The organism is Luteibacter sp. 3190, from assembly GCF_031456385.1.
In the GTDB taxonomy this organism is placed as follows: Bacteria; Pseudomonadota; Gammaproteobacteria; order Xanthomonadales; family Rhodanobacteraceae; genus Luteibacter.
Genome location: NZ_JAVDUO010000003.1, coordinates 47,985 through 71,684, shown reverse-complemented (window position 1 = coordinate 71,684; position 23,700 = coordinate 47,985). Strand labels below are relative to the sequence as shown.

Sequence of the window (23,700 nt, the reverse complement as noted above, 5' to 3'; positions counted from 1 at the left end):
CACTACTACATCTTTAGTAGATATCGCCGCAGGGGCCGTGCATGAAGATCTCCCTCACCGACCGCGAGGCCGACGTCATGCAGGTGCTGTGGGAGCACGGGCCTTCCATGGTGGCGGACGTTCGCGAGAAGCTGAGCGACAGGCTGGCCTACACGACCGTACTGACGGTGTTGCGCACGCTCCAGGCGAAGGGATACGTCGGCTACGAAGAAGAGGGACGGGGCCACCGCTACTTCGCGAGCGTGAAGCAGCAGGCCGCTCGGAAGAACGCGTTGCAGCACCTGACGGACAAACTGTTCAAGGGCTCGACGGAACTCCTTTTCTCGCACCTGGTCTCCGAGCAGAAGCTCACGACCGAGCAGATCGGCCGCATGCGCAAGCTGCTCGCCGAGCACGCCGACAAGGACACGAAGTGATGCTGGCCTGGATGGTGTATGCCGTCCTCGTCACGATGGCCCTCGGCGCGGCGGCCCTGATGGCCGAGAAGGCGATGGCATCGCGGCGAATGCCGAAGCGCTGGCCGTGGATGGCCGCGATCGCCGCCTCGGTGGCGCTGCCGATCGGCATGGCGACGGTTTCGGTGCCCACGCCCGCAACGCCGACGCGCGCGGCGTCCGCCATCGCCTTGCGGGACACCACCTCGATTCCCCTGGCGTCGGTCGCGATCGACTGGAGCGGAGCGAGTGCTTACACGGCGTCCCCGTCGGTGAACAGGGCGGCGATCGACATATGGGCCGCGAGCTCGTTCACCCTGGTCGCCTTCCTGTCCGCCAGTGCGTTGATCCTTCAGCGACGCAAGCGCCGATGGACCACGGACCAGCTGTGCGGCGTTCCCGTGCTGGTTTCAGACAGCGCCGGCCCAGCCGTGGTCGGCCTCGTCCGCTCGCGCATCGTGGTGCCGGCGTGGGTGATGCGCGAGTCGGTCGGGCAGCAGCGCTACGTCATGGCCCATGAGCAGTCGCATCTGCGTGCACGCGATCCGCTGCTCGTCGCCGGCGCCCTCGTGCTGCTCTCAGCCATGCCATGGAATCCGCTGCTGTGGTGGCAGTTCCATCGCCTTCGCTGCGCGATCGAGGTCGATTGCGATGCGCGCGTGCTGCGCTCGGGTGGCCAGGTGCAGGAGTACTGCGAGACGCTGATCCAGGTAGGGCAGAACCAGTCCGAATTCATCGGTTCGGTCACCGCCATGTCGGAATCGCGATCGTTCCTCGAACACCGGATCAGGATCATGCTTTCCCAACCAGGACGCTGGGCACGCGCCACCGCGTTCGCCCTGATCAGCGTCGCGCTTGGCATGGCGGTGTTCGCGACACAGGTGACGCCTCCCGCCACCGCCGTGCCGGCCACGAACGGGGCCATCCGGATCAGTCCGGATATCCTCGATGCCTACGCCGGCGAGTACGAACTTGGCGACTACTCGCTGGTCACCGTGGCGCGCAAGGGCGACGACCTGACGGTGACGCCGATCGGCCAGTTCATGGCGCAGGGCACCATCGACGCACCGGCCATCAGCGAGACGTCGTTCGCGATTCCGGTGCTCGACGCGCGGCTCGAATTCACCCGCGGCGCGGGGGATCGCGTCGAGGCCATGGCGGTCTACATCCACGGCGCGATGGCCGCGACGGCGAACCGCGTCGACGAGGCGCGTGCCGAAGCGATCCGGGCAGCGCTCGCCGCGAGGATCCGCGAACAGACACCGTACCCCGAGAGCGAAAAAGCGCTGCGACTCGTTCTGACCAATCCTCCCACCGACGTGGGCACGCGCTCCGGTACGCCGCCGAAGAGCGCGGCGCAGCGCGAGTCGCTGTCGAAGTACTTCGACGCGCTCGGTCCCGTGCAGTCGTATCGATTCAACGGCGTCACGGACTATGGCTGGGACAGCTACGACGTGCAGCACGAACATGGGGCCGAGCAGGTGTTCTTCCTGCTCGACCGCGACGGCCTGATCGTCAGCAGCGTGGTCCGTCGTCAGTAGGACGTCCGCCACCCCAATAAATCCTGCAGAAGGACACGAACGATGCGAGGCATCGAACGACTCGTCATGCGTGGAGCGATGGTCGTGGCCGGGTTCGCCGCGGCACCGGCGTTCGCCCTGTGTCCCGAGCCTGCCGCTTCCGCGGGTGGGCCGGACAACGCGCACACGCGCTACGTGGAATCGCATCTGTTGCCGCCCGTCATCCGGAAGGGCGACAAGCCCGTTACGCTGGCCGAGCGGATGCGCCAGTACGGCGTGCCCGGCATCAGCGTCGCGGTGATCCACGACGGCAAGCTCGCCTGGGCGCGCGGGTGGGGCGTGCGCGATGTCGTGAGCTGCAAGGCCGTGACGCCCGACACGGTGTTCCAGTCAGCCTCGATCAGCAAGGTCGCCACCGCCGTACTGGCGTTGCGCATGGTCGAGCAGGGAAAGCTCGGGCTGGATGCGAACATCGACGACGCGCTTCGTTCCTGGAAACTTCCGGCGGACCCGACGCTGGCGCCGCACGGCGTCACGCTACGCCAGTTGCTCAGTCATACGTCGGGGCTCGGCGTCCATGGCTTCATCGGCTACATGCCCGGCGTGCCGCTGCCCACGCCCGAACAGATCCTGGACGGCGTGCCGCCCGCCAACACGCCCGCCGTGCGCAGCGTGCTTCCCGCCGGGCAGGCGTTCGAGTATTCCGGTGGTGGCTACGTCGTGACGCAGGTCGCCCTCGCCGACGCAGGCGGTGCACCGTTCGCCGAGCTTGAGCGACGCGAAGTGCTAGGCCCGCTCGGCATGACACGCAGCGCATTCGCCATGCCGCCGTCGCCCGACCTGGCCACCAACATGGCGTTCGGGCACGAAAACGGCAGCGTCGTTCCCGGTAACTACCGACTCGAGCCGGAGCTCGCGCCCGCGGGCTTGTGGACGACCGCCACGGATCTCGGCCGACTGCTCATGGACATCCAGGCCTCCTCGCAGGGCAAGACGGGTCATCGCCTGTCACCGGCGATGACGCGGCAGATGCTCACCGCGGTCAAGGACAACTGGGGCATGGGCGTGGCCGTCTATCCGAGCGGTCCGTCGCGCTTCATGCACGACGGTGTCAACGTCGGGTATTACGTGTTCATGATCGCCTATGCGGACAAGGGCGAAGGCGTCGTCGTGCTGACCAACGGCGGTGACCGGCGAATCGTGGCCGACGTTGTCCGCGCGGTGGCCACCGACTACGGCTGGCCCGACATCGCCGCACCGGCGAGCGAAGAGAAAACGCTCAGCCTTGCCGAGTACGCCAAAGCGGCAGGGCACTTCGTCGGCGGCGGACTCGATGTCGTCCTCGAAGCCCGGCCCGGCGGTCTCTACGCGAACGCTGGTGCGCCCGTCGCGGAGCGACTCGTCACGCTCTCCGCACGACGCTTTCGCTCCGAATCCCTGGGAATCACGGTCGAATTCACCCCCGACTTTTCGAGCTTCACGATGATCGAAGGCTCGCCGCCGATGAAGCTGGTGCGGGTGGAGGCACCTGCGTCGCCCGTGAAGAAGGCGATCTGACCGCGAGGGTGCGGACGATCATCGGACGGCGACAGTTTGCGGGCCGGCCGTTCACGGCCCGACCGCTAGCGTCGTGGCTTCCACATGCCGGAGTATCTTATGAAAGCCATCGTCTTCCACGGGACAGGTGACATCCGCCTCGACGACGTGCCCGAGCCGACCATCGAAGCCGACACCGACGCCATCGTCCGGCTGACCAGCTCGGCGATATGCGGCACCGATCTGCACTTCATCCGCGGCACGATGGCAGGCGTCGAGCCGGGAACGATCCTTGGGCACGAAGGCGTCGGCGTGGTGGAGAAAATCGGCTCGGCCGTGCGCAACCTGAAGGTCGGCGACCGTGTAGTCATCCCGTCGACGGTCGCGTGCGGGTACTGCTCGTATTGCCGCGCGGGTTATTCGGCGCAGTGCGACAACGCCAATCCGAACGGTCCGGGGACCGCGTTCTACGGTGGCCCGAAGGAAGCCGGCGGCCTGAACGGCATGCAGGCGGAGAAGGTCCGTGTGCCGTTCGCCGGCATCAACCTGGTCGGCCTGCCGGACGAGGTCAGCGACGACGAGGCGATCCTCATCTCCGACATCTTTCCCACGGGCTATTTCGGTGCCGACCTTGCCGGCATCAAGCCGGGTCACCTCGTCGCGGTGTTCGGCTGCGGACCCGTAGGGCAGTTTGCGATCGCATCCGCGAAGCTGATGGGCGCAGGTCGCGTGTTCGCGATCGACCAGCATCCGGATCGGCTGGAGATGGCGAGGAACCAGGGCGCGGAAGTCATCGACTTCTCGAAGGAAGACCCGGTCGAAACGATCAAGCAGCTGACGGGCGGCATCGGTGTCGACTCGGTCATCGACGCGGTGGGCGTGGATGCCGAACACGCGCACGAAGGACCGGCGAAGAAGTCGAATACACCCGAGACGGCGAAGCAGGCATCGCCCGCCGCGCGCGAGCACGCCGAGCACTTCCAGGCGGGCGACGGACCGATGCAGTCGCTGGCCTGGGCGGTCGACGCCGTGGCCAAGGCGGGCACCGTGGCCATCATCGGTGTCTACCCGCCCTCAGATAACCTGTTTCCCATCGGCGCTGCGATGAACAAGAACCTCACCGTGCGCATGGGCAACTGCAACCATCGCAAGTACGTGCCCATGCTCGTCGAGCTCGTGCGCAGCGGGCAGGTCGTTCCGACGTCGATCCTGACCGAACGCGAGCCACTGAGCGACGCACTCGCGGCCTACGAGCAGTTCGACCAGCGGCAGCCCGGGTGGATCAAGGTCGAACTCGAGCCGTCATCCTGATGCCGAATCCGTCGACTTGGCTTGGACCGCTGCTGCCCGGTGGGCGGCAGTGCGTTCGCGACCCTAACCCTGGTCCGCGAGAAGCGGGAAATCGACCTATACTCGGCGCACTCGCTGATGAACGGACGCCTATGAATCGTCGCCTGTTTGCCTGGTCTGCCGGCTCGATCGTTCCCCATTTCCCTGCGTCTCACCAGCTGTCATCGGCTTATGTCCGGCCGGGGTTTCCGTGATGGGTGAGCTGAGAGAAGGGGGACTGGCCATCCTGGTCTTGCTGGCGATGTCGGTGATCGCGCTCTGGGTGGCTATCGAGAGGTTTCGGAGCGTTCGCAAGCGACTGGTCGTCCCCGAAGGCCTCGCACGCCGGGCGGATGTCTTGTGGCAAGAGGGCAGGATCGATCAGGTCCAGACGTTGATCTCGAGCGATCCGAGTACGCTCTCGCGCATGCTGCGCTACATGCTGGACTATCGTGCGCACGATCTGGCGTCGATCACGAAGGGCGTGGAAGACATCGCCTCCATCGAGCTTCGCGACCATCTGCGCCGTATCTATCCCCTGGCGATCATCGCGACCGTTGCGCCAATCGTGGGTCTCCTCGGCACGGTGGCCGGCATGATCGAAGCATTCCATGCGCTCGCCTTCTCCGGTCCCGTCGATCCGGCATCGCTCGCGAGCGGGATTTCGAAAGCGCTGGTCAACACGGCGGCCGGCCTTTGCGTGGCTCTGCCGGCGCTGGCCTTCTACCACGGTTTCAAATACCGCATTACCGCCTTTGGCCTCGAGCTGGAACGGCAGGCGGGCGCGCTCCTGCGAACCCACTTCATGGGCACGACGAGCGGCGCGACATCGTGAAGATCGATCTGGGGGACGATCATGAGCCGGAAATCGGGCTGGTGGCTCTGATCGACTGCATCTTCTTCCTGCTGATGTTCTTCATGGTGGCGACCACCTTCAAGGCGAACCAGGACAACAAGCGCGATCGGTCCATTCCCGTCGATCTTCCGAAAGCCGCGGCGACCTCTCGCGCGGACGAAGCATCGACGACGGGCATGGTCATCGCCGTGGCGCGCGACGGAGCGATCTACGTCGATGGCGTCGCGACGACGCAGAACCGGCTGCACGATCGTCTGCGCGACCTCGCGGCGCGCGATGCGCATGCGGTGATTCGCATCGACGGAGATCGCCGTGCCCCGTTCGAAGACGTCGTAAGCATCATGGATCTGTGTGCCTTCGAAGGGCTCACCAACCTCGCGGTCCACGTCCGGAATTAGCATGGCCAGGCGATCGTCGTGGGATCCGTATCGCCCGATCCGAAACGAAAGCCCGGCACGCGATGTGCTCTGGTCCATCCTGGCGCACGCCCTCGTGCTGGGCCTGGCGTACTACCTGACTCAGCTCCGCCCGGCCTCGAGCGACGTGTCCGGGCGGGTGCAGGCGACCCGCAACGCCGCTTTCCAGGCGGCGGCGACCCAGCGTCTGAACGACCTGTCATCCGCCGAGGCTGCACTTGCGCAGCGTTCGCAGGACACCGCCCCACCTCCGTTCCGCCCCATTCGTTCGGCGCGAGACGCTCTCGAGCAAGCGCGAGCGCGCTACGACGCCCTGAAGAAAAAGCACGTCGACCTGCCAACGCTGCCGAAGATGCCGCGCACGGAGGCCGAGGCACTCGCGCAACTGGCCCAGCTCGAAACCCAGCTCGCCGCGACGTCGACGCGCGACGCACAGTCGGGATCGCCCGGCGCCGCATCAGCGGCCGGGGACGCCAAGGGTGGGCCGGGAGGCGCCCGATTGGCCGGTTCTGCGGGGGATGCCGAGCTGACCCCGTTCGATGTCGCCACGGATCGTGGGCGCGGCGCGGACGTCGTGCCGCGGGGAAGGTTCTCGTCCATCCCGCCCCTCGATGCGCCGGTTCGGGCGGCAGGGGGCCGCAGCGTCGGTCCCGGCGGCACGTATGCCAACCGCCTGTACGTCGACACGTGGTATGTCGTGGGGCCATTCGATGCGATCGGCGACCAGCCACTGGAGCATCAGGAGTTGCCGGAGCTGGCCGTCGATCTCGACGGAACCTACGCAGGAAAGTCGGGCAGGACGCTCACGTGGCGCCATGTCCAGGCAAGCGAATACCCGTTGTTCCTCCCCGACCCTTCGGAGAGCGCCGTCTATTACGGCTACACCGAGTTGAGGCTCGACCGCGACCGCGAGATATGGGCGTGGATCGGCGCCGACGACGCGGCGAAAGTTTGGGTGGACGATCGACTCGTCTGGAAAGGCGGCGCGCCGGTAAAGCCCTGGTTTCTGCGGGATGCCCGATCGATGAAACGCGAGATCGCCGATTACAACCTGAGCGAGGGCAAGATACGCCTTCGTCTCTCCGCGGGCCGCCATCGGGTGCTGTTCAAGCTGTACAACGGCGCCGAGGTGATGTTCTTCTCGTTGGTTCTGAGCGACGCGCAGGAGCGAAGCAATGCCGCTCTCGTTCACCCGTGACGGGCGAAGCCATAGCCGCAAAGCGTCTGGCACACCACGCCACAAAAAGGAGACACGTATGAAAATGGGTATTCGTTCCAAACGTGCCGTGGTTTTCGTTGCGGCTGCTCTAGGACTCGCGGGCGCAGGCTGCGCTGAGGAGTCGCCCCTCGTCGTCCTGTCGTTGCCGTCGGAGGCGGCTTTGGCGGAACGGGGTATCGTCACATTCTCGATCACGAATCCAACCGACGAGAACATGGCAGTCGTCTCGCTTGAGACCCCGTTCGCCATCGCCGACGATCGATTGGCAAACCCGGAGTTCGAAGTGAGCGATGCCAGTGGACGCGAGCTCCCGTACAAGGGTCGCCAGGTGCGCTTCGGGCCGCCCGAGGCTTCCACGTTTCTGCTCATAGGGCCGCATCAGACGCTTAGCAAAAACGTCGATCTGGCTTCAGATTACGACATCCGTGAGGGCGGCGCCTATAAGGTCACGTACGTCAAAACGCTGCGTTTACTACGCGGGTCAGGGGTGGAGAAGATCAAGGACATCGGGCCAGAGGAGGAGATCCCTCTGCAAGCTGTCCGTAGCAACACCCTTACGATCTGGATGAATGATGCACTGATGACAGGAGCATCCGCATACCGTTCCCGTCGGGTCGCCGAAGATGCTGTCGCAGTGTGTACGCCGAGTCAGTGCCCGACATCAGGCAGCGACGTTTAAGCGGATTCGCTCTTCATCGTGACGCGGCACGTGCATCCTGTCGCCAATCGGCGCAGTATCGAGTCGTTCGGATCTACCACCCACCGGAGATCGACATGACGACCAAGAGCCTCTACGTTGAACTGCACGCGAAGCCCGGCCGCGAAGAAGACGTTGCCGCCTTCCTCGAGAGCGCGAAGGGACTCGTCGATGCCGAACCCGGCACCACCACCTGGTTCGCCGTTCGTTTCGATTCGAGCACGTTCGCGATTTTCGATGCCTTCGGCGACGACACGGGCCGCGACGCCCATCTGAACGGCAAGGTCGCCGCGGCGCTGATGGACAACGCGAGCGAGCTGCTCGCCAGCGCACCGGTGATCCGCAAGGCCGATGTGCTGGCCGACAAGCTGCCCGGCTGAGGGGCCGGTCAGTTCGGATCGAAGGGGCCGCATCGAGTGATGCGAGCCCCTCCGAACCTTCGCATTCGCTGCCAAGGCCGGCGCCCGGTCGAGGATCACTCCATGCGATCGAGTCGATTGAAACAGCTCACCGTCAGCTGGTCGCTTCTCGGTTATTACCAGCGTTTCGAAGCGCTCGTCGCGCTGGCTCTCACCTTCCTGATCAGCGTGATCATCGTCGTTGCCCTGATTCGCCTTGCGATGGGCGTCGTGGACGGCCTGGTGTTCAGCGCAATGGATCCCCTGGACCACGCGGTCTTCCAGACGGTGTTCGGCGAAATCATGACGCTGTTGATCGCCCTCGAATTCAATCACACGTTGCAGTACATGGTCGCGCGACAGCAAAGCATCGTGCAGACATCGGTACTGTTGCTCATCGCCATTCTTGCCCTTGCGCGGAAGTTCATCCTGCTCGATCTCAAAGCGGTAAGCGCGGCCCAGGTGCTTGCACTGGCGGGCGCGACCTTAGCCTTGGGGCTGACGTATTGGTTCATTCGCGCCCGTCGTGACGCGGACGGTGCATAGGCGTCGAGTTCATCCTAGCGGCGGCGGACTTCCGCACTTTGGTGATCGGTCACGCTCGATGCCCCGACCCAGGTCGCCTGCTCGTTCGCCAACGTGCATGCGAAGCTCGTGGACAGAAAGGCATAGTTTGTACATTGGCAGACGCAATAGTTTGTACCTATCCTGGCAAGGCATGGGCGCGCCGCTAATCCCGAGGTGAGGATCGGCATAGTTTGTACTGCATGAGTTGCGGTTGGCATTGCAGCTCACAAGGCGCCGTTGCGGTGCAAAAGCACGCTATCGTCCGTCCGCATACGTGGTATTCGTGACGGAGCCACCGCTCAAGCCGGTGACACGGGCAATCAGCGCGCATCCCACGTTATTGGCCGCCATTCGATGCCCGCGTTGCTGTGAGTAGGATCGTCAATACGGGAGCCCAACACGAGAATGTCGACGGAGCGTTATCGGCATTGGAGGTTTAGACGCCAGCTCCTGGACCGCGCTAAGCTCCTGCTATGAATTTACGAGAAGCTCACATACTCACTATTGCTGAGATCGTCCGCGATTCAGCGGCAATGAATGAAGCGGCGCTCGCTGGCGACTTCGACGAGGCTCGATTCCTGGCGCAGCTCGTCGTAGGCAAGGCGGCAGCGGCTTCGCTCATGGATGTTGCGAAGACGGCGGAGCGAGTCGTCTGCCGACTTGGTCCCCTCGGCGCCGATCCGTTCGGCGGGTACGGCGAAGCTATGTTCGCGCTGGCATGCGCGCTCGACCACTTGGGTTTCGATCCCATCTGAGACGTGGTCACTCAAGCCACTCAGTTAATCTGGGTAGAAGCTGCATGAAGTATGCCGCGCTTGTGTACGCAGCGTAGTCCTGCCATCCGTCGTGCTTCTCGGCGTCTGCAAAATCGCAGACTGCTTTGATGGCGAGACCTGGGATGCCACACGCTGTGGATGCGGCCATTACCCCATACGCCTCCATCTCTACGGCAAGGAGATCGCGGTTCTGCTCTTGAATCCTCGCCACTACCTCGCCGTGCGCGAGGACGCTGGCCCCCGACGCCATTGGCCCAATGTGCACCTTAAAGTCTCCGGTCGGAACGCCTCCATCCCAGCCTGACCGAATCGCCTTTTTTGTGCAGGCCTCCTCCGCAACGTCCGAAGCGATCTCGGACAGATCCGCCGCCAAGGCAGACTGCAGTGCTCCCGTGCGAAACACGACCGAGTTATCGTCGGCCTCCGCGTGCTTACCGGCGCCCCAGTCCCAAGTTGGGTTGCCAATGACGACGTCACCTAAGTTAACCTTCCCTTTAACGCCGGCGCATATCCCCAGCATGACCACGATCTGCGGCGCCATTCGTGTTGCCATCTTCGCAGTGAGAGCGGCGGCGGCAGAGAGGCCCTTTTGCATGCACGAGGCAGCGACTAGTCGCACAGTACGTGAGCCGTAACTAAACTCGCCAAGGTGGTACCTCGTAGGGTCGCCATCGTGCCGCATCGGCGCCCACCCCAATGGAAGCTTTAGAACGGCCTCGAGCTCTCTGCCGCGCATCGCGGTGATGATTGCAACATCAACGGTCGTAACCCTGCGTGAGCGCGCCTTCTTCGCTAGGCGCTCGCAAAACCCCTTCAGGAAGACTCTCCAGTCGTCACTCGACGCGCTAATCGCGCAGAGACCGAACCCACGTCGCTCGGCTTCGACACGGGCCTCCTCGAGCAACTCGTCCTTCGACGTAACGACCAAGAACTCCGGCGATATCATTCGTCCACCTTCAAGGTGGAGCATATCTAGAAACTGAAATCCACCGTTCCGTGACGGCGCTCCGTCGACCGAGGACGGAAGATTTACATCAACCAAAACAAGGTCGACCTCATTGGCACTTAAGTATTCCCTAGCCCCGGCCGCGCTTGAGAGATGCTGCAACGTGACGTCCCCGCCGACCTCCGCTAATACACGACCAACAAGCTGCGCCTTGGCCTGCTCGTCATCTACCAATAGGATTCTGAAGCTGCTCATTTGACGATCCTATCCACTATCTTCCGAAGTGATATTTTCCACGAGTCCTGCGCTGGGCTGTAGTACACAAGCTCCCGGAATGATTCCGGATAGTCTTGCTTCAACTCTTTTGCAAGGCCCTCAAGCGAGACTCTGCCCGCGCCTTCGCCAAACGTGTCAAACATCGTGACGACTATCGTTGGTACACGAATTCCTCGAAGGCGCATCTGCGCCAGTAGGTCCCTTCCAGCGTACGTCTCAGGTGCAGTTCCATCGTACTTGTAGGACGCGCCCTCGTAGTTGGGCATGCTCATATCTAAGAGCATAAGATCAAACGGTGGCGTCGAATCGATTAGGAAGTCGAGGGCGGGCGTGAAAGATCTCGCGGTTGAGACCTCGCACGACGAATACGTGCTAACGACCCAGTCCTCAAGGCGCCGCGCCTTGTCGGGATCGTCTTCAACCAATAGTACTTTCATCGGCATCCTCAGCTATCCTGAAACCAAATGTGAGTGAAAATGTTCGTTCGCCAGTGAAGCCGAATGAAAGTACAGGGTACGAGTAGAACGGTGAATTTACGGCTCGCCATAGCTTATGAGTTCCACTTCCCCCCTCGACCTGGGCACGGGTCGGCGAATCAGACCGCCCTAGCGAAGCTTCAATCTTCGCAACCCTATCGAGGTCAAATGGTGTCGGCTTCTCGTCGCCAATAGTATTTGTAACCGTTGCAACGAAGTTCGCCTCATCAAGCACAAGGTCAATGTTAATAAGAAGATCGTCAGACGCAACGGCTGAGTGCTCGACAGCATTCGTAATAAGTCCGTAGAACGCATCAACCATCGCGTCCAGACTGTGGCCAGGCATCTTTCCGGACGACTCATTGGTGTTAGTAATGATCGTGGGTGCACCCGCAAAGTCGGGCAGCGTCTTTCGAACCATCGTTGACGCGATGTCGACTGCGAGTCGGGGAGCGTAGTCCTCCCTATCGTAGACGGTAGATCGCGTGAACCAGTCTGAAATCTCAGACAGCTTGTTTTGCGTAGCCGTGTCGCATCTGACGATCTTGTTTCTCAGGTCAGATATGGAGGCTACTTGCGGCATCTCTTCGATCGCCTCGTACAAGCCGTCAAATGTCTTGCGGAACCGCCTAGTGATCTCGCCTTCGATAGCCGCCCGGACTCTTATTAGATTTTGGTCCGTCTTAGACCACAATGTGTCTATGCAGACCTCGATGAAATCGCCGATGTCGTCGATCTGTCTCATCTGGTCATGCAGATGTTTCCGTTCGAGGCTCGACGTCCTATAGGTGAGGAGAGCCTTCTCTTTACCATTGCGGTCAGGCGTTAGTGCTCCTGATACGACGTTAACTTGAATGATCTCATCTCGCGCGTAGGCGGTTGTCGCATCGAAATCGGACGTGAACTTTAGAAGAGCTCGTTCCAGCTCTGTGCGCTGTTCTGGCGACAGATCGCTGGTTCGCTCGGTCCAATAGGTGTTTGGCGCGTACCCGCCTTTGCCGTGAATCTCGTTTGTGACTAAGTGATCTTCAGCCACCGCCTTCCTGAGTTCGTTCTTGAGTCTGCCGTGCCTGACGCGCGTACTTAAGTAGGCGTTCAAGCCGCTGTCGCCACGCAGGAACTCCTTCGTGACTTCGCTGTAGAGTGCATCGAACTGCGTGTACGCCTCGCTCGAATCTACGTCGCCTAGCACGTGAATCTCAGACAGCAAATCCCCAATACTGCGCTTGGTTGCAACACTCATGTCGGTCAAGGCCGGTCCCAGAATATCTAGGACGGTGTTCGGACCTGACTGGTCTAAAGCGTTTAATGAACGATAGTTCGCGTATTGCGCGCCAAGGGACTTGCGAAGCCTTTTCTTAATGGCCGGAACGTCAACGTAAACCTTGCTTTCCTCGACGAGTTTTAAACCCTTGGAGATCTCCTGTCTTTTAACACCTTCGCGAATCTCTGCCGTGTACTCGGGGGCCCGAACTTCATCGAGCGTGGCTAACAGTCTACAGACCTCGATTCGAGCATCTTCGATCGATGCCTCGCTCTTGTATAAGCGCGTCTGACGCATCCCGTCGGGTACCCACACGTATCGTAGGTAGGCGATGATTCTCTCATCACCAACTGTGCCGCGAAGGCTAAGGATGTCCGACGGGTGGAGGATTGAATTTCGTTTCTGGAACGTTTCGAATGCGAATCTCAAGTGAGCTTCGACAGGGGCGGTGCCCGTCATGCTGCAAATTCCAAACACAATTGGCACGTCTATCGTGCTTGGCCAACGGCTCGCCTCATCAAGGGCCTTCCGTAGCGGCGTTGCCGGCAGAATTGAAGGCGCGTCCTCCGAAAGGAGGAAGGCATTAACGCAGTGACGGACAGCCTCGGTGTAATCTCCATTGCCTAGGTGAGCAAGGCTCATTAAGCTCTCGATTCTCGCTCGGTCTCGGATGTGCGTGGACTTCACAGTGGCGAGGAGCTCGGCCGCCTCGCTGTACAATCTCTGAGATAACTTATACCTAGAGGTGAAACGAGCCGCGCGGTCACCGCTTAGTGAGTTAGAGATTGAAGCGCCCGTCAAGAGAAGGTCAACAATTTCGGAAAGCACGGGAAACGCGTTTCTTAGTTTATCCGTGTTGTGCAGTGATTCCCGAGCTGCGCCGGTTGCGATGATTCGCATCAACGGATTGATGTGCTGACCGACGATGTGCATCCGAAATTGGCCTGCGGATAGCAGAGATTCGCCTTCCTCATCGAGGACGTCGACTACGACGACTCGCAGGAAAATTGCCCAGTCTTGCGTGTAGTAAAGGTTAGCAGTGACGAAAACAGCATTCGCCGACGCGTATGCTTCGGCACTCAAAGAGAATACGCTGTGTAGATGCTTTGCGACATGACGATGATTCGCGCAGCTCAAATCTGCGAAATCGTCCGCTGAAGCGCCAATCCGTATCGCCGATCGCACCAAGATACACATGGCAAGCATATCTGCTGGCCTGCGAGTGAGAAGGTCTTTGCTCAACGCGCTTGCACGTCGATAGTCGCCGGCGGCGTAGCTCTCTAGGGCGTCATTCTCAGCATCGACTAGGTCATCAAAATCGATCGATGCCCCTATGACAGCACCGATGTTATTGAGCCTGCAGTCGCGGATTCGCGACGCCAAGAAAGTGACTGCCCTCCTCAGCAGGTCAACGACATCCCTTGGCATGCTTCGGAGCGTGCATATTGTCGTGAGGTGCGTTACGAGCAAGTCATAGAGGTCAACAATCGATGTATGAGATTCAACATAGAGAGACGGGGCTATCTTAAGTTGGTCCGTCTTTCCGTGCCCAGTGACCTTTGTCTGCGCATAGGCAAGCCCGGCCATCCCTTCGTTTTTCCCGAAGGCAGAAGCTATCTCTTCGTTAAGGTCAACGTGCTGGCCACGTGTTTCAATTCTCTTTACGAACCACGTCACCATATGCGCCTGGAGCGACGAGCTCGGCAGCTGCTCAGCTAGTAGATTTCCGAGCCGCCTCGCGTCGTCAGGGTCGCCAAACTGATTTTTCTGAAGAAGCTTGTTTTGGACCAGCCAGAATGACGTGCCTAGATTATTCTCGACATTCTCCAGCGCTGAGGCTACCCCTTCTTTGTCCCCCGTGAGAAAGCACTCATCGACGGTTCGTCGCAGCCCAACAAACTTGTTGAGTTCATCTGCGTAAAGCGCGCATCTGCGTATCGCCCACACAACTTCTGTTAGGTTGCTAGACGGTCCGGGAAGCAGCGTCGTCGATAACATTTCTCCTAGCGTTGCAGGGAAGGGTTTTCCGTAAACCTGCTCTAAGGTTTTCGTACTGGGGAAGAGGCTCTCAAATCTGGAGAAAACATGCTGCGGTGAATTGGCGTTCTTATATCGATGCACCGCGTTGAGTCTGGCGGCGCCGCCGCGCAGAAATTCGCCACGTGCTTCACGTAGTGTCTTCGGCTTGACCCTGTTCCTCACAGCAAAATTTCCTTCTTCAACCCTAGGTCCCTTGGAGGTTCCCCGCTGCGCTCTATCGGGGTACTTTTTGTTGATTATCCACGGAGAAACGCTACTGTGTCGCCTGACGAATTCCTGGCGACAGTAATGTCCGTTGAGGCGGTGCGCGCCGTGCCTTTCGGCAGCATGCTCTACGGTAGCTTCAGCGAATTCGGCTTTCCGTCACCGAGGCACAGCTGCGGTCATGCGGTAGCGAGACTATAGTCTTATTTCTTTGCTGCCAGTCGATGTGTGCGCCGGCGCTGATGGCTGCGCCTTCGCAGATCAAGACGATTAACGATAGTCGAAATACACCGAGTGCCCGTTGGCGAGCTAGTGGCGCCCGGAGTAACGGATGTCGCAGCTCGAACTGTGCGATCGACAACGCGATGTAGCCAACAGCTGCGGCCGTCACCGTCCAACCCACGATCCTGGCGTGTTTCGTGACTCCGATTGCCTCGGGTTCGTAGAACACCATCCCCAACAGGGCGATGATGCCGCAGCCGAAGGCCACGTTACGCGCTAACTCTAGAATGTCCTTGATGTCGTCCGCGCTTTTCATGCTAGTCCTATGTCCAGGGTACATGTCGGCGGTTGGCTGACATGGCTCTAGGTTAGGTGTCGGCATGTTGCGTAGACTCTTTAGGTGGCGGGCCGCTTATCGCAATCCGAACCTTTCCCGCTTAGAACTTCGGGCTCGCCGCAGCGGTGGGGAGCGCATAAGTTTAGTGCCGTCGGCCGCGTATACATCTACGGTCAAACTCCTATAGAAATCATACCCCCGTCTCGTGACTGATAAGGTGCTGGCGATAAGGAGGTCTCACGGGCCGTGGAGAAGCATCAGTGTAGACAGTGTGGCGGGCTATACCCTTGACCTCGAGCGATTACGCGCCTGACGCATTCGGCCTGCGCACCATGTTGTCGAGGAACCTCGACACCGGTCTGCCAACGCTTCTCCATCTTGGTTCGCTGACCGCGGACCCATTCGCTGCGGTTGGGTCGTTCGGATGCACGTGCGGACCTACGACCTCGACCGTAGCCGTTAGGACCTACGGCATCGATTGGACCTGGCCTCCAAGTGCGCGTGGCGGATAGCGGCCATTATTGCCTTTAACCAAAACTCGGGGCTCGCAGCCTACGCCCCAAACACTGATGCTAATGGCTCCTAGGGTTCGCCTGCGAGGCGAGGATTTTCCAACGTGCAATTTCCTTCGCTAGCGCTGGGTCATGTCGTAGCTCTTCGATAAGGCTCGCTACAGCCGGGTCTCTACCTCGGCGCTTCTTGAATGGTGTCAATAGAAGGACTCGGTGTGGTAATCGTTGGTTCTTAACGAGTGCTTCCAGATCGCCTAGGCGGTCCTTTGGGCAAGCGGCAGCAACCGCGGCGGCGAGAGCCATTGCCAGGTTGCCGGGTCCTTTGGAAGGTCGATCCGGGGATGCCATATACATGGCAACTAGCTCATCCCAGTATCCGCTTGCCTCTTTTGTAGCAAGCGACCGGGCCAACGATGCAAGCGTGCCCTCCGAGTATTCACGACGCAGGTGCTCCATAAGGATCGGCAATGCCTGCACATAGTCCGAGGTGGGAACGTTGGGGAGCTGGTTGACCATGTCAACGTTAACGCCTACCTCAGCCAACTGCTCCAGCATTTCCCGCTGTTCTACCTTGAAGGCAGCGATGCGCTCCGCGATCTCCGCGTCGAGAGCGTCGCGCCGCTTTTTCCCTTCCTCAGTCAACATTGTTCGTTACTCATTCATCGGCACTCGGTAGTGATTGATTTCACCGGCATCAATCAAGTCTTGTAATGGCTTAGCAAGCTTAGATTCTTCGTTTGTGTAAAGATTGAACTGCAGCTTATTGTCTTTGGCGAACTGGAGGTAGTCTCGAATCTGCGCAGTAAGACCCTGCCGCGCGACATTCTTTACCTCATTGATACTAACCGATTCGACGATGCCATCCGGAACGCGTCTTGTGCCGTTGATATCGATTGCGATCTTCTCACCGATGTCAGCTACTTTCCTGACCGCCTCCTCCCCGCGCCGCCCCTTCGCAGCAACAGCGGCCATCTTCTCGCCGATGCTAAAGACGCGACTTGCACCGCGAATCTCGCCGCCCACGATGGGCAGCGCTGCCATCGCCCACCCGCCGCCGCCGCACCCTTGCATCGCGCAGTTGACGAAGCCCCCACCCGGTACCAAGTCGATCAAAACCGGAATGGTGAATTCCCGTCCGGTCGTCTGCCAAGCTTCCATCATTCCCGGCGCCTGCCAGTCGATCGACCCAGGGACGCTTTGCCGCCCGTCCGGGTCAATGTTCAACACCGGGTTATTGCTGGCGTAGACATAGCGGTTGAATGCGACGACGCTCCCGGGTGTCGTCGACGCCGGATCCGTACTGAGAAAGCGCCCGATCTCGGGGTCGTAATACCGAGCCCGCATGTAGACCAAGCCGGAGTCGACATCATTGACATGCCCGGTGTACCCGGGCCCCTGCTCCGGTGTACCGAGCGCTTGGCTGCCGTAGGGCCGATAGTCCACCGTACTGATGAGGTTGCCGGCGCTGTCAGCCTTAGCGAGCACCGTGCCTTGGGGGCTCGTGTAGTAGTAGGTAACCACGTCCGCAGCGCGTGCCGACCCGAGCATCAAGAAAGCGGCCATCACCATGGCGATGCCGATCCAGCGCTGCATGCGGGTTCTCTTCTTTTGGCTGGGCAACATCTTCATTCTCTCCAAGTCCAGTCGAAGGGAGTGGCTCAGCACTCCCGGACGAGCGTTCTATCCGTCACGCCGATGGGAATGGCACCCAGGCCGAGCAGGCTGATGCATTGCACGACCGCACCCAGTAACTGCCCATCAGATAGCTGACGGTCCCCGACTGGAGCGTGTAGGAATTTGTCGTCCCGCTGTAAACGATTCCCGCGCTGCTCTGCACTTCGTAGCGGGTCGCGCCGGCCACGGCACCCCACACTCCTAAGAACCGATAAATCGACCCTGCCGTGGTCTTAATCGTTTGCACCCCCGGGGGGACAGGGGGTGCAAGCGATACGGTCACCACTGCTTGTCCGCTATAGGGGCCGCATCCGCCGGCGTTGCACGCCTGCACCTGGTAGACGTAGGTGCCATCACCTCGGCCGCTCGTCGACCAGTTGGTCGCGCCGCTGTTCTGCACACCGGTCCACCCGCCCCCGTTCACGGACTCGATGAGGTTGTACGAGGTGGCTCCGCCCACACCGGTCCACGAGATGGTGTAAGCGCCGTTGTTGCTGGTCCCGCTGCCGGCAATAGACGGCGCCGCCGATGGCGGGACCGTGACAATCACCACACCGCTGGTGGCATAACCGCTGCACCCGTTGGCATTGCACGCCCGTACTCGGTAATACCAATTGCCAGTGGCGGGTTCTTGGATGGTGGCGTTGGTCGCGCCTCCGGCATACACCTGGGCCCAGTTGCCATCCTGGCTGTGTTCGACCTGGTACGAGGTCGCATAGGTCGCTGCGGGCCAACTGAGCGCCACAGCCCCGGTCGAGCTGCCGGGCGCGCTGATGCTTGCCGGCGCCGGCGGAATGTGCGCGATCGTGACGGCTGCGGAACTGGTCGGCGTGCTGCACCCGTTGGCATTGCATGCGGACGCTCGAAACTGGTAGCTGCCGTCGGCCGGCCCGTTGACCGTGGTGCTCGTAGCGGCACCGCTGTAGAGAGGGGTCCATGCCCCTCCGTTGAAGGATTGCTCCACCGTGTAACTGGTGGCGTGAGCGACGGCCGACCACGTCACCGAAATGCTGGCCAAATTCCCCGCGGCGCTCGCAGCCGCACTCGTCGGCGCCGTCGGGGCCAGGGTCGAGGGTGGCACCACAAAGGAACCCGATCCCGACAGCAAGGTGTTGTCGCCGCCGGTGGGCGAGATGCCATGGATGTAGATAGGTTCCCCGGCATGGTCGCCCCGCATGGCCTCACTCAACGAAATGCTGAAGCGGTGCAAGGTGCCAGTCGAATGGCAGGCATCTTGAATGGCCTGTTCGCTTGCCTGGTTGGCGGTATACGCACCGATGGCGGTCCCGGTCCCCGCCGGACCGCCCACGTATAGATGCACGTCAATGGAAGCGGCTAGACCGCTGGCACATGCCCACCCGGTGACGGTGGCATTGGCACCCGTCGAGACTCCCTCGATGGTCCCCATTACGGTGGAGGTCGACGCCTTGCGGCTCGCTATGAGCTTCTTGCCAAGGTAGACGTAATTCGTGGCAGTGGCCGAGCCCTGGTCGTATTCCCACATCAGCTGGCCGTTGCCGGCATAGGCCGAATAAGTGGTGGCTCCCGGCGTCACCGACTTCACGCGGTGCCCAGACGCGTCATACATGTAGGCGCCCTTGCCGTCCACGGCAAGCAACCGGTTGGCCAGGTCAAACGTGAGCGACTGGTTACCCTTGGTGATGGTGTTGCCTCGGGCATCATGGGTGAACTGAGTGGTCGAGCCGCCCTTGCTGATGGACGCCAGCAGATTGCTGCCGTTGTAGGTGTAACTCTTTACGCCAGCACTATCGGTCATGCTGCGGAGGTTGTTGAGTGTGTCGTAGGTGTAGCTCTCACTCCCCCACAAGTTGCCAGCGCTTGCCGACGTCAACCGGTTGAGCCAGTCGTAGCTCATGGTGCGCGTGCGCTGCTCAGACCCTGACTCATCGGTGATCGACACGATATTGCCAACGGCGTCATAGGCCAGATCTTCACTGACAACGCGAGCGCCGCCCGTTTCGAAGCTGAAGTTGTTCAGCAATTTGCGGTCGTTCTGGCTTGCAGAGTAGAGCGTGCCATTGCCCAGCGTCAGGGCTTCGAGATCGCCGTTGGCGTAGTAGGTGGCTCCCTGGGCGTATGCGCCCGCGGTCGTGGGCTGGCCCAGCGCGTTCGGCGCGAAGGCCACGACGCTGTTGTCCGGGTACTGGACGCTCGCGAGGTTGCCGTTCCCGTCGTAGCCATAGCCCAATGCCCATGACCACCCATCGACCGACAGCACTTCGGCGGTGAGCAGGCCGAGCTTGTTGCGCCCATAAGCCCAGCCGACCGTGCCGGTGTTCTGGCTGCTGGCTGTCGATGTGGCCGCCACGGCCGTGGCCGGCTTGCCCAGCGGATCGTACGTGAAGCTCGTGGCCAACGTACCGTTGGGGTAGGTGACTGAGGTGACACGGTTCATCGCGTCGTACGCGCTCTGGGTCTTGGCGGCATCGGCAACTTGGTCGTAGCCGCATCCGTCGCCAGCGAAGCTCTGGCCAGTCGCGCTCCAGACGATGTTGTCGGCGCCGTCATAAGCGGTCATCGTGCTGCCAGTCTCGGGTTCCCACGACCGACACACCCGCTTTTGGGCATCGTAGGTCATCGTGCGCGCAAAACCGCCTTGGGTGATGGAGCGAACATTGCCGTAGACGTCGCGATCAATGACCTGACTGACGCCTTCGGGGGCATCAACCCGAACGGCCGCCTCGAAGGCTGGCTGGTCGAAGGCCTGGTAGTGCGTAGTGGTGACGTTGTCGCCCGGGTTGGTCGGCGTCCGGGCGTCCGTGACCTGCGTGGTTCCGCCAGTCGGGTAGGCGGTGGTCGTGGTCAGGTCGCCCTGCTCCGACGATGCGATTGTCGCCACAACCCGCCCGAGCGCGTCATAGCGCGTTGTCGTGCCGGCAGCGATGGCGCCCCAATCGGGCGTACCGTCGACCGGGTAGGACTCGAAGGTCTTGCGGCCGCCCCAGTCGTATCGAGTGGCGGTGGAGATGGCTAAAGCGCCGGAAGTCGCATCAGCCTTGCTAACGAGGATGGGTCGCAGCAAGGCGTCAAAGTCTGTTCGCTGGCTCAGGTTGCCTTGGGTGATGGTTCGAACCCAATGGTTGCCACCGACGCCGCGCGCGTCCGGGGAAAAACCGTAGGTGTATACCTTCGGCGCCCAGGCCGTGCTATCTCCGGAAGGGTAATCGATTCGGGCCAGGCGCCCGATCGCATCGTAGCCATAGCTGGTCGTGGCACCGGCCTGATCCGTAATGGAGGAAATTTGACCGAACCCATCGACGGAGACGGTCTGTGAGGTCCCGTCGGGATACGCGATGGCCCCGGGGATGCCCATGACATAGCCGGAGAGCGACGTGGTGTGCTCGTTGGCGTCGGTGAAACTGGCCAGTTGTCCCTGAGCATTGAAGGTGTAATCCATCACCTTGCTGCCGAAACGATATCGCGCCGTGGGCGTGAGCGAGGTCGCGTCGTAGTCCATCTGACTGACGGTCTCGTTTTGTCCCAGGTTGATCGATTGAGCAGGCAAGCCGAGCACCCAAAGCGCGGCGTTATCGGTGAAAAGGGTGCGCTCGCTGGTGCTGAAGCCGAAGTTATTGCCGCGCGTGACGTCCTGCGCCCGAACGAAGGCGTCGAATGCATTGACCTGCCACGTGTAGGTGTCCGGAGTGGCGCTGGCCGCCGGGTCTATGATGATTTGGCGAGACCCCATGGGCGCCTGCTCGTCCAGCTGCGTCCGATTGATGCGCTGTTGCGGCGCATAGCCCCACGGATGGGCATAGGCGATCGAGCGAGCATCGGCATTCGGATCCGTCTGGGGCGCTGGATTGACATACCCGTAGGTCGTAGACCGGCGCAACGCCGAATCGGTGCCGGCTTCGTAGACCTCCTCCTGCCTCAACTGGCTCTCGGTCCAGTCAAAGCAGTTGGAGAAGGTGCTCCGTTCGACATGCCGTGCCGGATGGTTGTTATCGACGGGGTAGGTCACCTCGGTGTAGACCCGAGACGTGCACTGTACCGCGGCCCCGCTGGGTGCCCAGCTCTCGTTCGACGGCGAATAAGCGTAGTCCCAATTCAAGCCTTCTGCCGGGAGACCTGCGCCGGACAACCCGCGGTGGGTAATCGCCATGGTGTAGGAAGCGTTCGGAATGGCCGCCCACGTTCCTGGGTAATTCGGGGTCGCCGGGATATTCGGCCCGGACATGCACTCCTGCGGCACATTCGCTCGGCCTCGCTTGAACGCAGCCACCGTGTAAGTCGCGGCTAGCCCCGACGGGTGCGTCATCGTGGCGGTGTAGGGGGTACCCGCGTTGTGTGCGTCGCCAATGGCACCGCACGTTCCGCCACTCTCGCGTGTGTCGGGCCACGCGCCGTTGAACGGGTCAAGGTTGTAACCCCAAGCGCTTCCATCGGGCTGGGTCACCGACGTCAGCGTGTAGACGAGGTTAGTAGCGGATTTCACATATGCGTAGGTCCATGTGCGCGTGCCGGCTGCCCCGCCCTGCACCGTCACGGTACTGACGCGATGCGAGCTAGTGCCGGTATTGGCATCGTTCTCATAGGTGATGGTGACGTGTCGCCCATCGGACGCAGCAATGTCGATGACATCATCCCCGCTGTAGCCATAGGTGACCCAGTTTCCGAAGCGATCCTCCACGCGAGTGACCAGCATGCGTCCCTCGCGACGCTGGAGCAGATCTTCGGCAGCAGCGAAGACATGGACACCGGAGACCAAAGTATTCGGGCCTGAATTCAAGGGCCGAGTCAGCGTCGGCATGTAGCGGTAGGCGATGTGGTCCAGCCAGTACTTGGTCCCGTCGGGGCCGACCGCCAGAAACCCCTCGAGCGTGGCGTCGTTCGCTGCTTGAGGAAGGCAGCCTACCGCCCAGTTCGCTTTGGTGACGATCGGATAGGTCAGACCGTTCACCGCTGGCGTTGCGGTGTTGGCTGTTGTCCGCGACAACAGATCCTGGCTGGCTTGACCCGGGATACGCAGCTGATACCCCTGCCACCAGGTCTGCGGTTCCCAGTCTGCACGTTCCGAATCACCGGAGGGTGCGGCGACACTCGGAGGTTCGCCGAAGCTGGTACAGATGGCGTTAGGATTTTCTGCGGCTACCTGCCAGCCCAGAACGTTGTTCTGGTTGGCCGTTACGGTGAAAATCTGTGGCAACTGCAGATCCCAATCGCCAAACGCCCGGTGCTGAAGGTCCGGCCGATCTTCCACGCCGTGGAACGTGAAGTCGCGACCCACCGTGATCGTTGGACCGGTGCCGGTTACGGTCACATCCGTTTGGCCGAAGGACAACGACCCGTCATACAGGCTGATGCGTTCGCCAAACGGGGTATCACCCAGCGGCTGGATGTCCTCGTTGACCTTGATTAGCTTTTTATACTCTTGCTCGGGGGTTGCTGTGTTTTGCGCCTGCGCGACGATTGGCAAGCTTGTCCAAAGCACGATCGTCGCAACGCGAGCCGCACTGCACATCCGACGCGTCAATCGCGTCGCCCCCTGATTGGTCCGTGTCATCGCGCTTCCTCAGCCTGTGGCCGTTCATCTGCGCTGCAATGTACGGACGCGTCGGCGGCTGGAACAAGGGAATTCGGCCTTGTCAAAGAGGCGTGAAACCACGATTAACATGGCTTCATGCGCTGCGCTACAACGCATGAAGGGGCAGGCAGCACATCGATGTAAGACTTCCCCTACACATCGCGGCGGCGAACTCCTACAACGTAATACGGGCATCGTCGGCGGATCGGCGATCGGAACAGCCGGCTTACCGGAGCCCATGCACGCCGACCGCCTCACTTTTTGGGCCGGTTGCACGATCGGTGCGCCACGCCTGAGCCTGCAATCTTTTTGCTTGTCCAGTTCGTGCCGCCTACGGACAGGTATGCGCGCCCGAATGCGGCTTGCGGCTGCGTCAAAACCAATTGCGTTGATACGCAACGCGGCTCAACACAGCGGCGCAAGCCCGGTCCGTAACGTGCATATTATACGGAC

The 23,700-nt window shown here is 61.2% G+C and carries 18 protein-coding genes; 11 read left to right on the top strand and 7 right to left on the bottom strand.

The genetic code is table 11. From position 1 onward, the window contains the following. Positions 1 to 41 precede the first annotated feature (41 nt). The 11 genes from J2X58_RS13280 to J2X58_RS13230 all read left to right on the top strand — a co-directional run bounded on the left by J2X58_RS13280 (position 42) and on the right by J2X58_RS13230 (position 9,727). Positions 42 to 416, top strand: a complete 375-nt coding sequence (locus J2X58_RS13280) for a BlaI/MecI/CopY family transcriptional regulator (protein WP_090058360.1) — start codon at positions 42 to 44, stop codon at positions 414 to 416. Continuing rightward, positions 416 to 1,975 (top strand): M56 family metallopeptidase, encoded by a 1,560-nt coding sequence (locus J2X58_RS13275; protein WP_310048740.1) that lies wholly within the window; start codon positions 416 to 418, stop codon positions 1,973 to 1,975. The genes J2X58_RS13280 and J2X58_RS13275 overlap by 1 nt, the downstream gene beginning before the upstream one ends. A gap of 42 nt (positions 1,976 to 2,017) precedes the next feature. After that, positions 2,018 to 3,511 carry a serine hydrolase domain-containing protein gene (locus tag J2X58_RS13270; RefSeq protein ID WP_310048738.1) on the top strand — a complete coding sequence of 498 codons (1,494 nt, stop codon included), beginning with the start codon at positions 2,018 to 2,020 and terminating at the stop codon, positions 3,509 to 3,511. A gap of 99 nt (positions 3,512 to 3,610) precedes the next feature. After that, positions 3,611 to 4,801, top strand: coding sequence for a zinc-dependent alcohol dehydrogenase (locus J2X58_RS13265; RefSeq protein WP_310048736.1), 1,191 nt, complete (start codon positions 3,611 to 3,613; stop codon positions 4,799 to 4,801). Positions 4,802 to 5,033: 232 nt separating this feature from the next. After that, a complete protein-coding gene (locus J2X58_RS13260; protein ID WP_090058370.1) occupies positions 5,034 to 5,654 on the top strand; it encodes a MotA/TolQ/ExbB proton channel family protein in 621 nt (206 codons plus the stop codon). Further along, positions 5,651 to 6,073, top strand: coding sequence for a biopolymer transporter ExbD (locus J2X58_RS13255; protein WP_310048735.1), 423 nt, complete (start codon positions 5,651 to 5,653; stop codon positions 6,071 to 6,073). The genes J2X58_RS13260 and J2X58_RS13255 overlap by 4 nt, the downstream gene beginning before the upstream one ends. 1 nt (position 6,074) lies before the next feature. Further along, positions 6,075 to 7,289 carry a hypothetical protein gene (locus tag J2X58_RS13250; RefSeq protein ID WP_310048733.1) on the top strand — a complete coding sequence of 405 codons (1,215 nt, stop codon included), beginning with the start codon at positions 6,075 to 6,077 and terminating at the stop codon, positions 7,287 to 7,289. A 58-nt stretch (positions 7,290 to 7,347) separates the two neighbouring features. Further along, on the top strand, positions 7,348 to 7,989 hold the full coding sequence (locus J2X58_RS13245) for a hypothetical protein (RefSeq protein WP_310048732.1): 642 nt from the start codon (positions 7,348 to 7,350) through the stop codon (positions 7,987 to 7,989). A gap of 95 nt (positions 7,990 to 8,084) precedes the next feature. Beyond that, positions 8,085 to 8,387 carry an antibiotic biosynthesis monooxygenase gene (locus tag J2X58_RS13240; RefSeq protein WP_090058378.1) on the top strand — a complete coding sequence of 101 codons (303 nt, stop codon included), beginning with the start codon at positions 8,085 to 8,087 and terminating at the stop codon, positions 8,385 to 8,387. 102 nt (positions 8,388 to 8,489) lie between these two features. Next, positions 8,490 to 8,951 carry a phosphate-starvation-inducible PsiE family protein gene (locus tag J2X58_RS13235; RefSeq protein ID WP_310048730.1) on the top strand — a complete coding sequence of 154 codons (462 nt, stop codon included), beginning with the start codon at positions 8,490 to 8,492 and terminating at the stop codon, positions 8,949 to 8,951. 554 nt (positions 8,952 to 9,505) lie between these two features. Beyond that, a complete protein-coding gene (locus J2X58_RS13230) occupies positions 9,506 to 9,727 on the top strand; it encodes a hypothetical protein (protein ID WP_310048729.1) in 222 nt (73 codons plus the stop codon). A 7-nt stretch (positions 9,728 to 9,734) separates the two neighbouring features. Here J2X58_RS13230 and J2X58_RS13225 read toward each other — a convergent pair whose 3' ends face one another. From J2X58_RS13225 to J2X58_RS13195, 7 genes are all read right to left on the bottom strand, one after another. Further along, complete coding sequence (locus tag J2X58_RS13225) at positions 9,735 to 10,949, bottom strand: hypothetical protein (protein ID WP_310048727.1); 1,215 nt, start codon at positions 10,947 to 10,949, stop codon at positions 9,735 to 9,737. Further along, positions 10,946 to 11,407, bottom strand: coding sequence for a hypothetical protein (locus J2X58_RS13220; RefSeq protein WP_310048726.1), 462 nt, complete (start codon positions 11,405 to 11,407; stop codon positions 10,946 to 10,948). Before J2X58_RS13220 ends, J2X58_RS13225 begins: the two co-directional genes overlap by 4 nt. Continuing rightward, positions 11,388 to 14,912: a hypothetical protein gene (locus J2X58_RS13215; protein ID WP_310048725.1), complete on the bottom strand. Its 3,525-nt coding sequence runs from the start codon at positions 14,910 to 14,912 to the stop codon at positions 11,388 to 11,390. The genes J2X58_RS13220 and J2X58_RS13215 overlap by 20 nt, the downstream gene beginning before the upstream one ends. A gap of 181 nt (positions 14,913 to 15,093) precedes the next feature. After that, positions 15,094 to 15,492, bottom strand: coding sequence for a hypothetical protein (locus J2X58_RS13210; protein ID WP_310048723.1), 399 nt, complete (start codon positions 15,490 to 15,492; stop codon positions 15,094 to 15,096). 593 nt (positions 15,493 to 16,085) lie between these two features. Beyond that, positions 16,086 to 16,670: a hypothetical protein gene (locus tag J2X58_RS13205; RefSeq protein ID WP_310048722.1), complete on the bottom strand. Its 585-nt coding sequence runs from the start codon at positions 16,668 to 16,670 to the stop codon at positions 16,086 to 16,088. Positions 16,671 to 16,676: 6 nt separating this feature from the next. Continuing rightward, positions 16,677 to 17,618, bottom strand: a complete 942-nt coding sequence (locus J2X58_RS13200; RefSeq protein WP_310048721.1) for an RHS repeat-associated core domain-containing protein — start codon at positions 17,616 to 17,618, stop codon at positions 16,677 to 16,679. Between the two features lie 94 nt (positions 17,619 to 17,712). Beyond that, positions 17,713 to 23,226, bottom strand: a complete 5,514-nt coding sequence (locus J2X58_RS13195; RefSeq protein ID WP_310048720.1) for a hypothetical protein — start codon at positions 23,224 to 23,226, stop codon at positions 17,713 to 17,715. Positions 23,227 to 23,700: the final 474 nt, after the last annotated feature.

Bases quoted from the DNA above. Each gene is read 5' to 3' on its own strand.
- J2X58_RS13275 (WP_310048740.1), top strand. From the start codon at position 416: ATGCTGGCCTGGATGGTGTATGCCGTCCTCGTCACGATGGCCCTCGGC.
- J2X58_RS13250 (WP_310048733.1), top strand. From the start codon at position 6,075: ATGGCCAGGCGATCGTCGTGGGATCCGTATCGCCCGATCCGAAACGAA.
- J2X58_RS13195 (WP_310048720.1), bottom strand. From the start codon at position 23,226: ATGACACGGACCAATCAGGGGGCGACGCGATTGACGCGTCGGATGTGC.
- J2X58_RS13260 (WP_090058370.1), top strand. From the start codon at position 5,034: ATGGGTGAGCTGAGAGAAGGGGGACTGGCCATCCTGGTCTTGCTGGCG.
- J2X58_RS13265 (WP_310048736.1), top strand. From the start codon at position 3,611: ATGAAAGCCATCGTCTTCCACGGGACAGGTGACATCCGCCTCGACGAC.
- J2X58_RS13220 (WP_310048726.1), bottom strand. From the start codon at position 11,407: ATGAAAGTACTATTGGTTGAAGACGATCCCGACAAGGCGCGGCGCCTT.
- J2X58_RS13280 (WP_090058360.1), top strand. From the start codon at position 42: ATGAAGATCTCCCTCACCGACCGCGAGGCCGACGTCATGCAGGTGCTG.
- J2X58_RS13240 (WP_090058378.1), top strand. From the start codon at position 8,085: ATGACGACCAAGAGCCTCTACGTTGAACTGCACGCGAAGCCCGGCCGC.
- J2X58_RS13200 (WP_310048721.1), bottom strand. From the start codon at position 17,618: ATGCAGCGCTGGATCGGCATCGCCATGGTGATGGCCGCTTTCTTGATG.
- J2X58_RS13235 (WP_310048730.1), top strand. From the start codon at position 8,490: ATGCGATCGAGTCGATTGAAACAGCTCACCGTCAGCTGGTCGCTTCTC.
- J2X58_RS13205 (WP_310048722.1), bottom strand. From the start codon at position 16,670: ATGTTGACTGAGGAAGGGAAAAAGCGGCGCGACGCTCTCGACGCGGAG.
- J2X58_RS13210 (WP_310048723.1), bottom strand. From the start codon at position 15,492: ATGAAAAGCGCGGACGACATCAAGGACATTCTAGAGTTAGCGCGTAAC.
- J2X58_RS13245 (WP_310048732.1), top strand. From the start codon at position 7,348: ATGAAAATGGGTATTCGTTCCAAACGTGCCGTGGTTTTCGTTGCGGCT.
- J2X58_RS13230 (WP_310048729.1), top strand. From the start codon at position 9,506: ATGAATGAAGCGGCGCTCGCTGGCGACTTCGACGAGGCTCGATTCCTG.
- J2X58_RS13225 (WP_310048727.1), bottom strand. From the start codon at position 10,949: ATGAGCAGCTTCAGAATCCTATTGGTAGATGACGAGCAGGCCAAGGCG.
- J2X58_RS13270 (WP_310048738.1), top strand. From the start codon at position 2,018: ATGCGAGGCATCGAACGACTCGTCATGCGTGGAGCGATGGTCGTGGCC.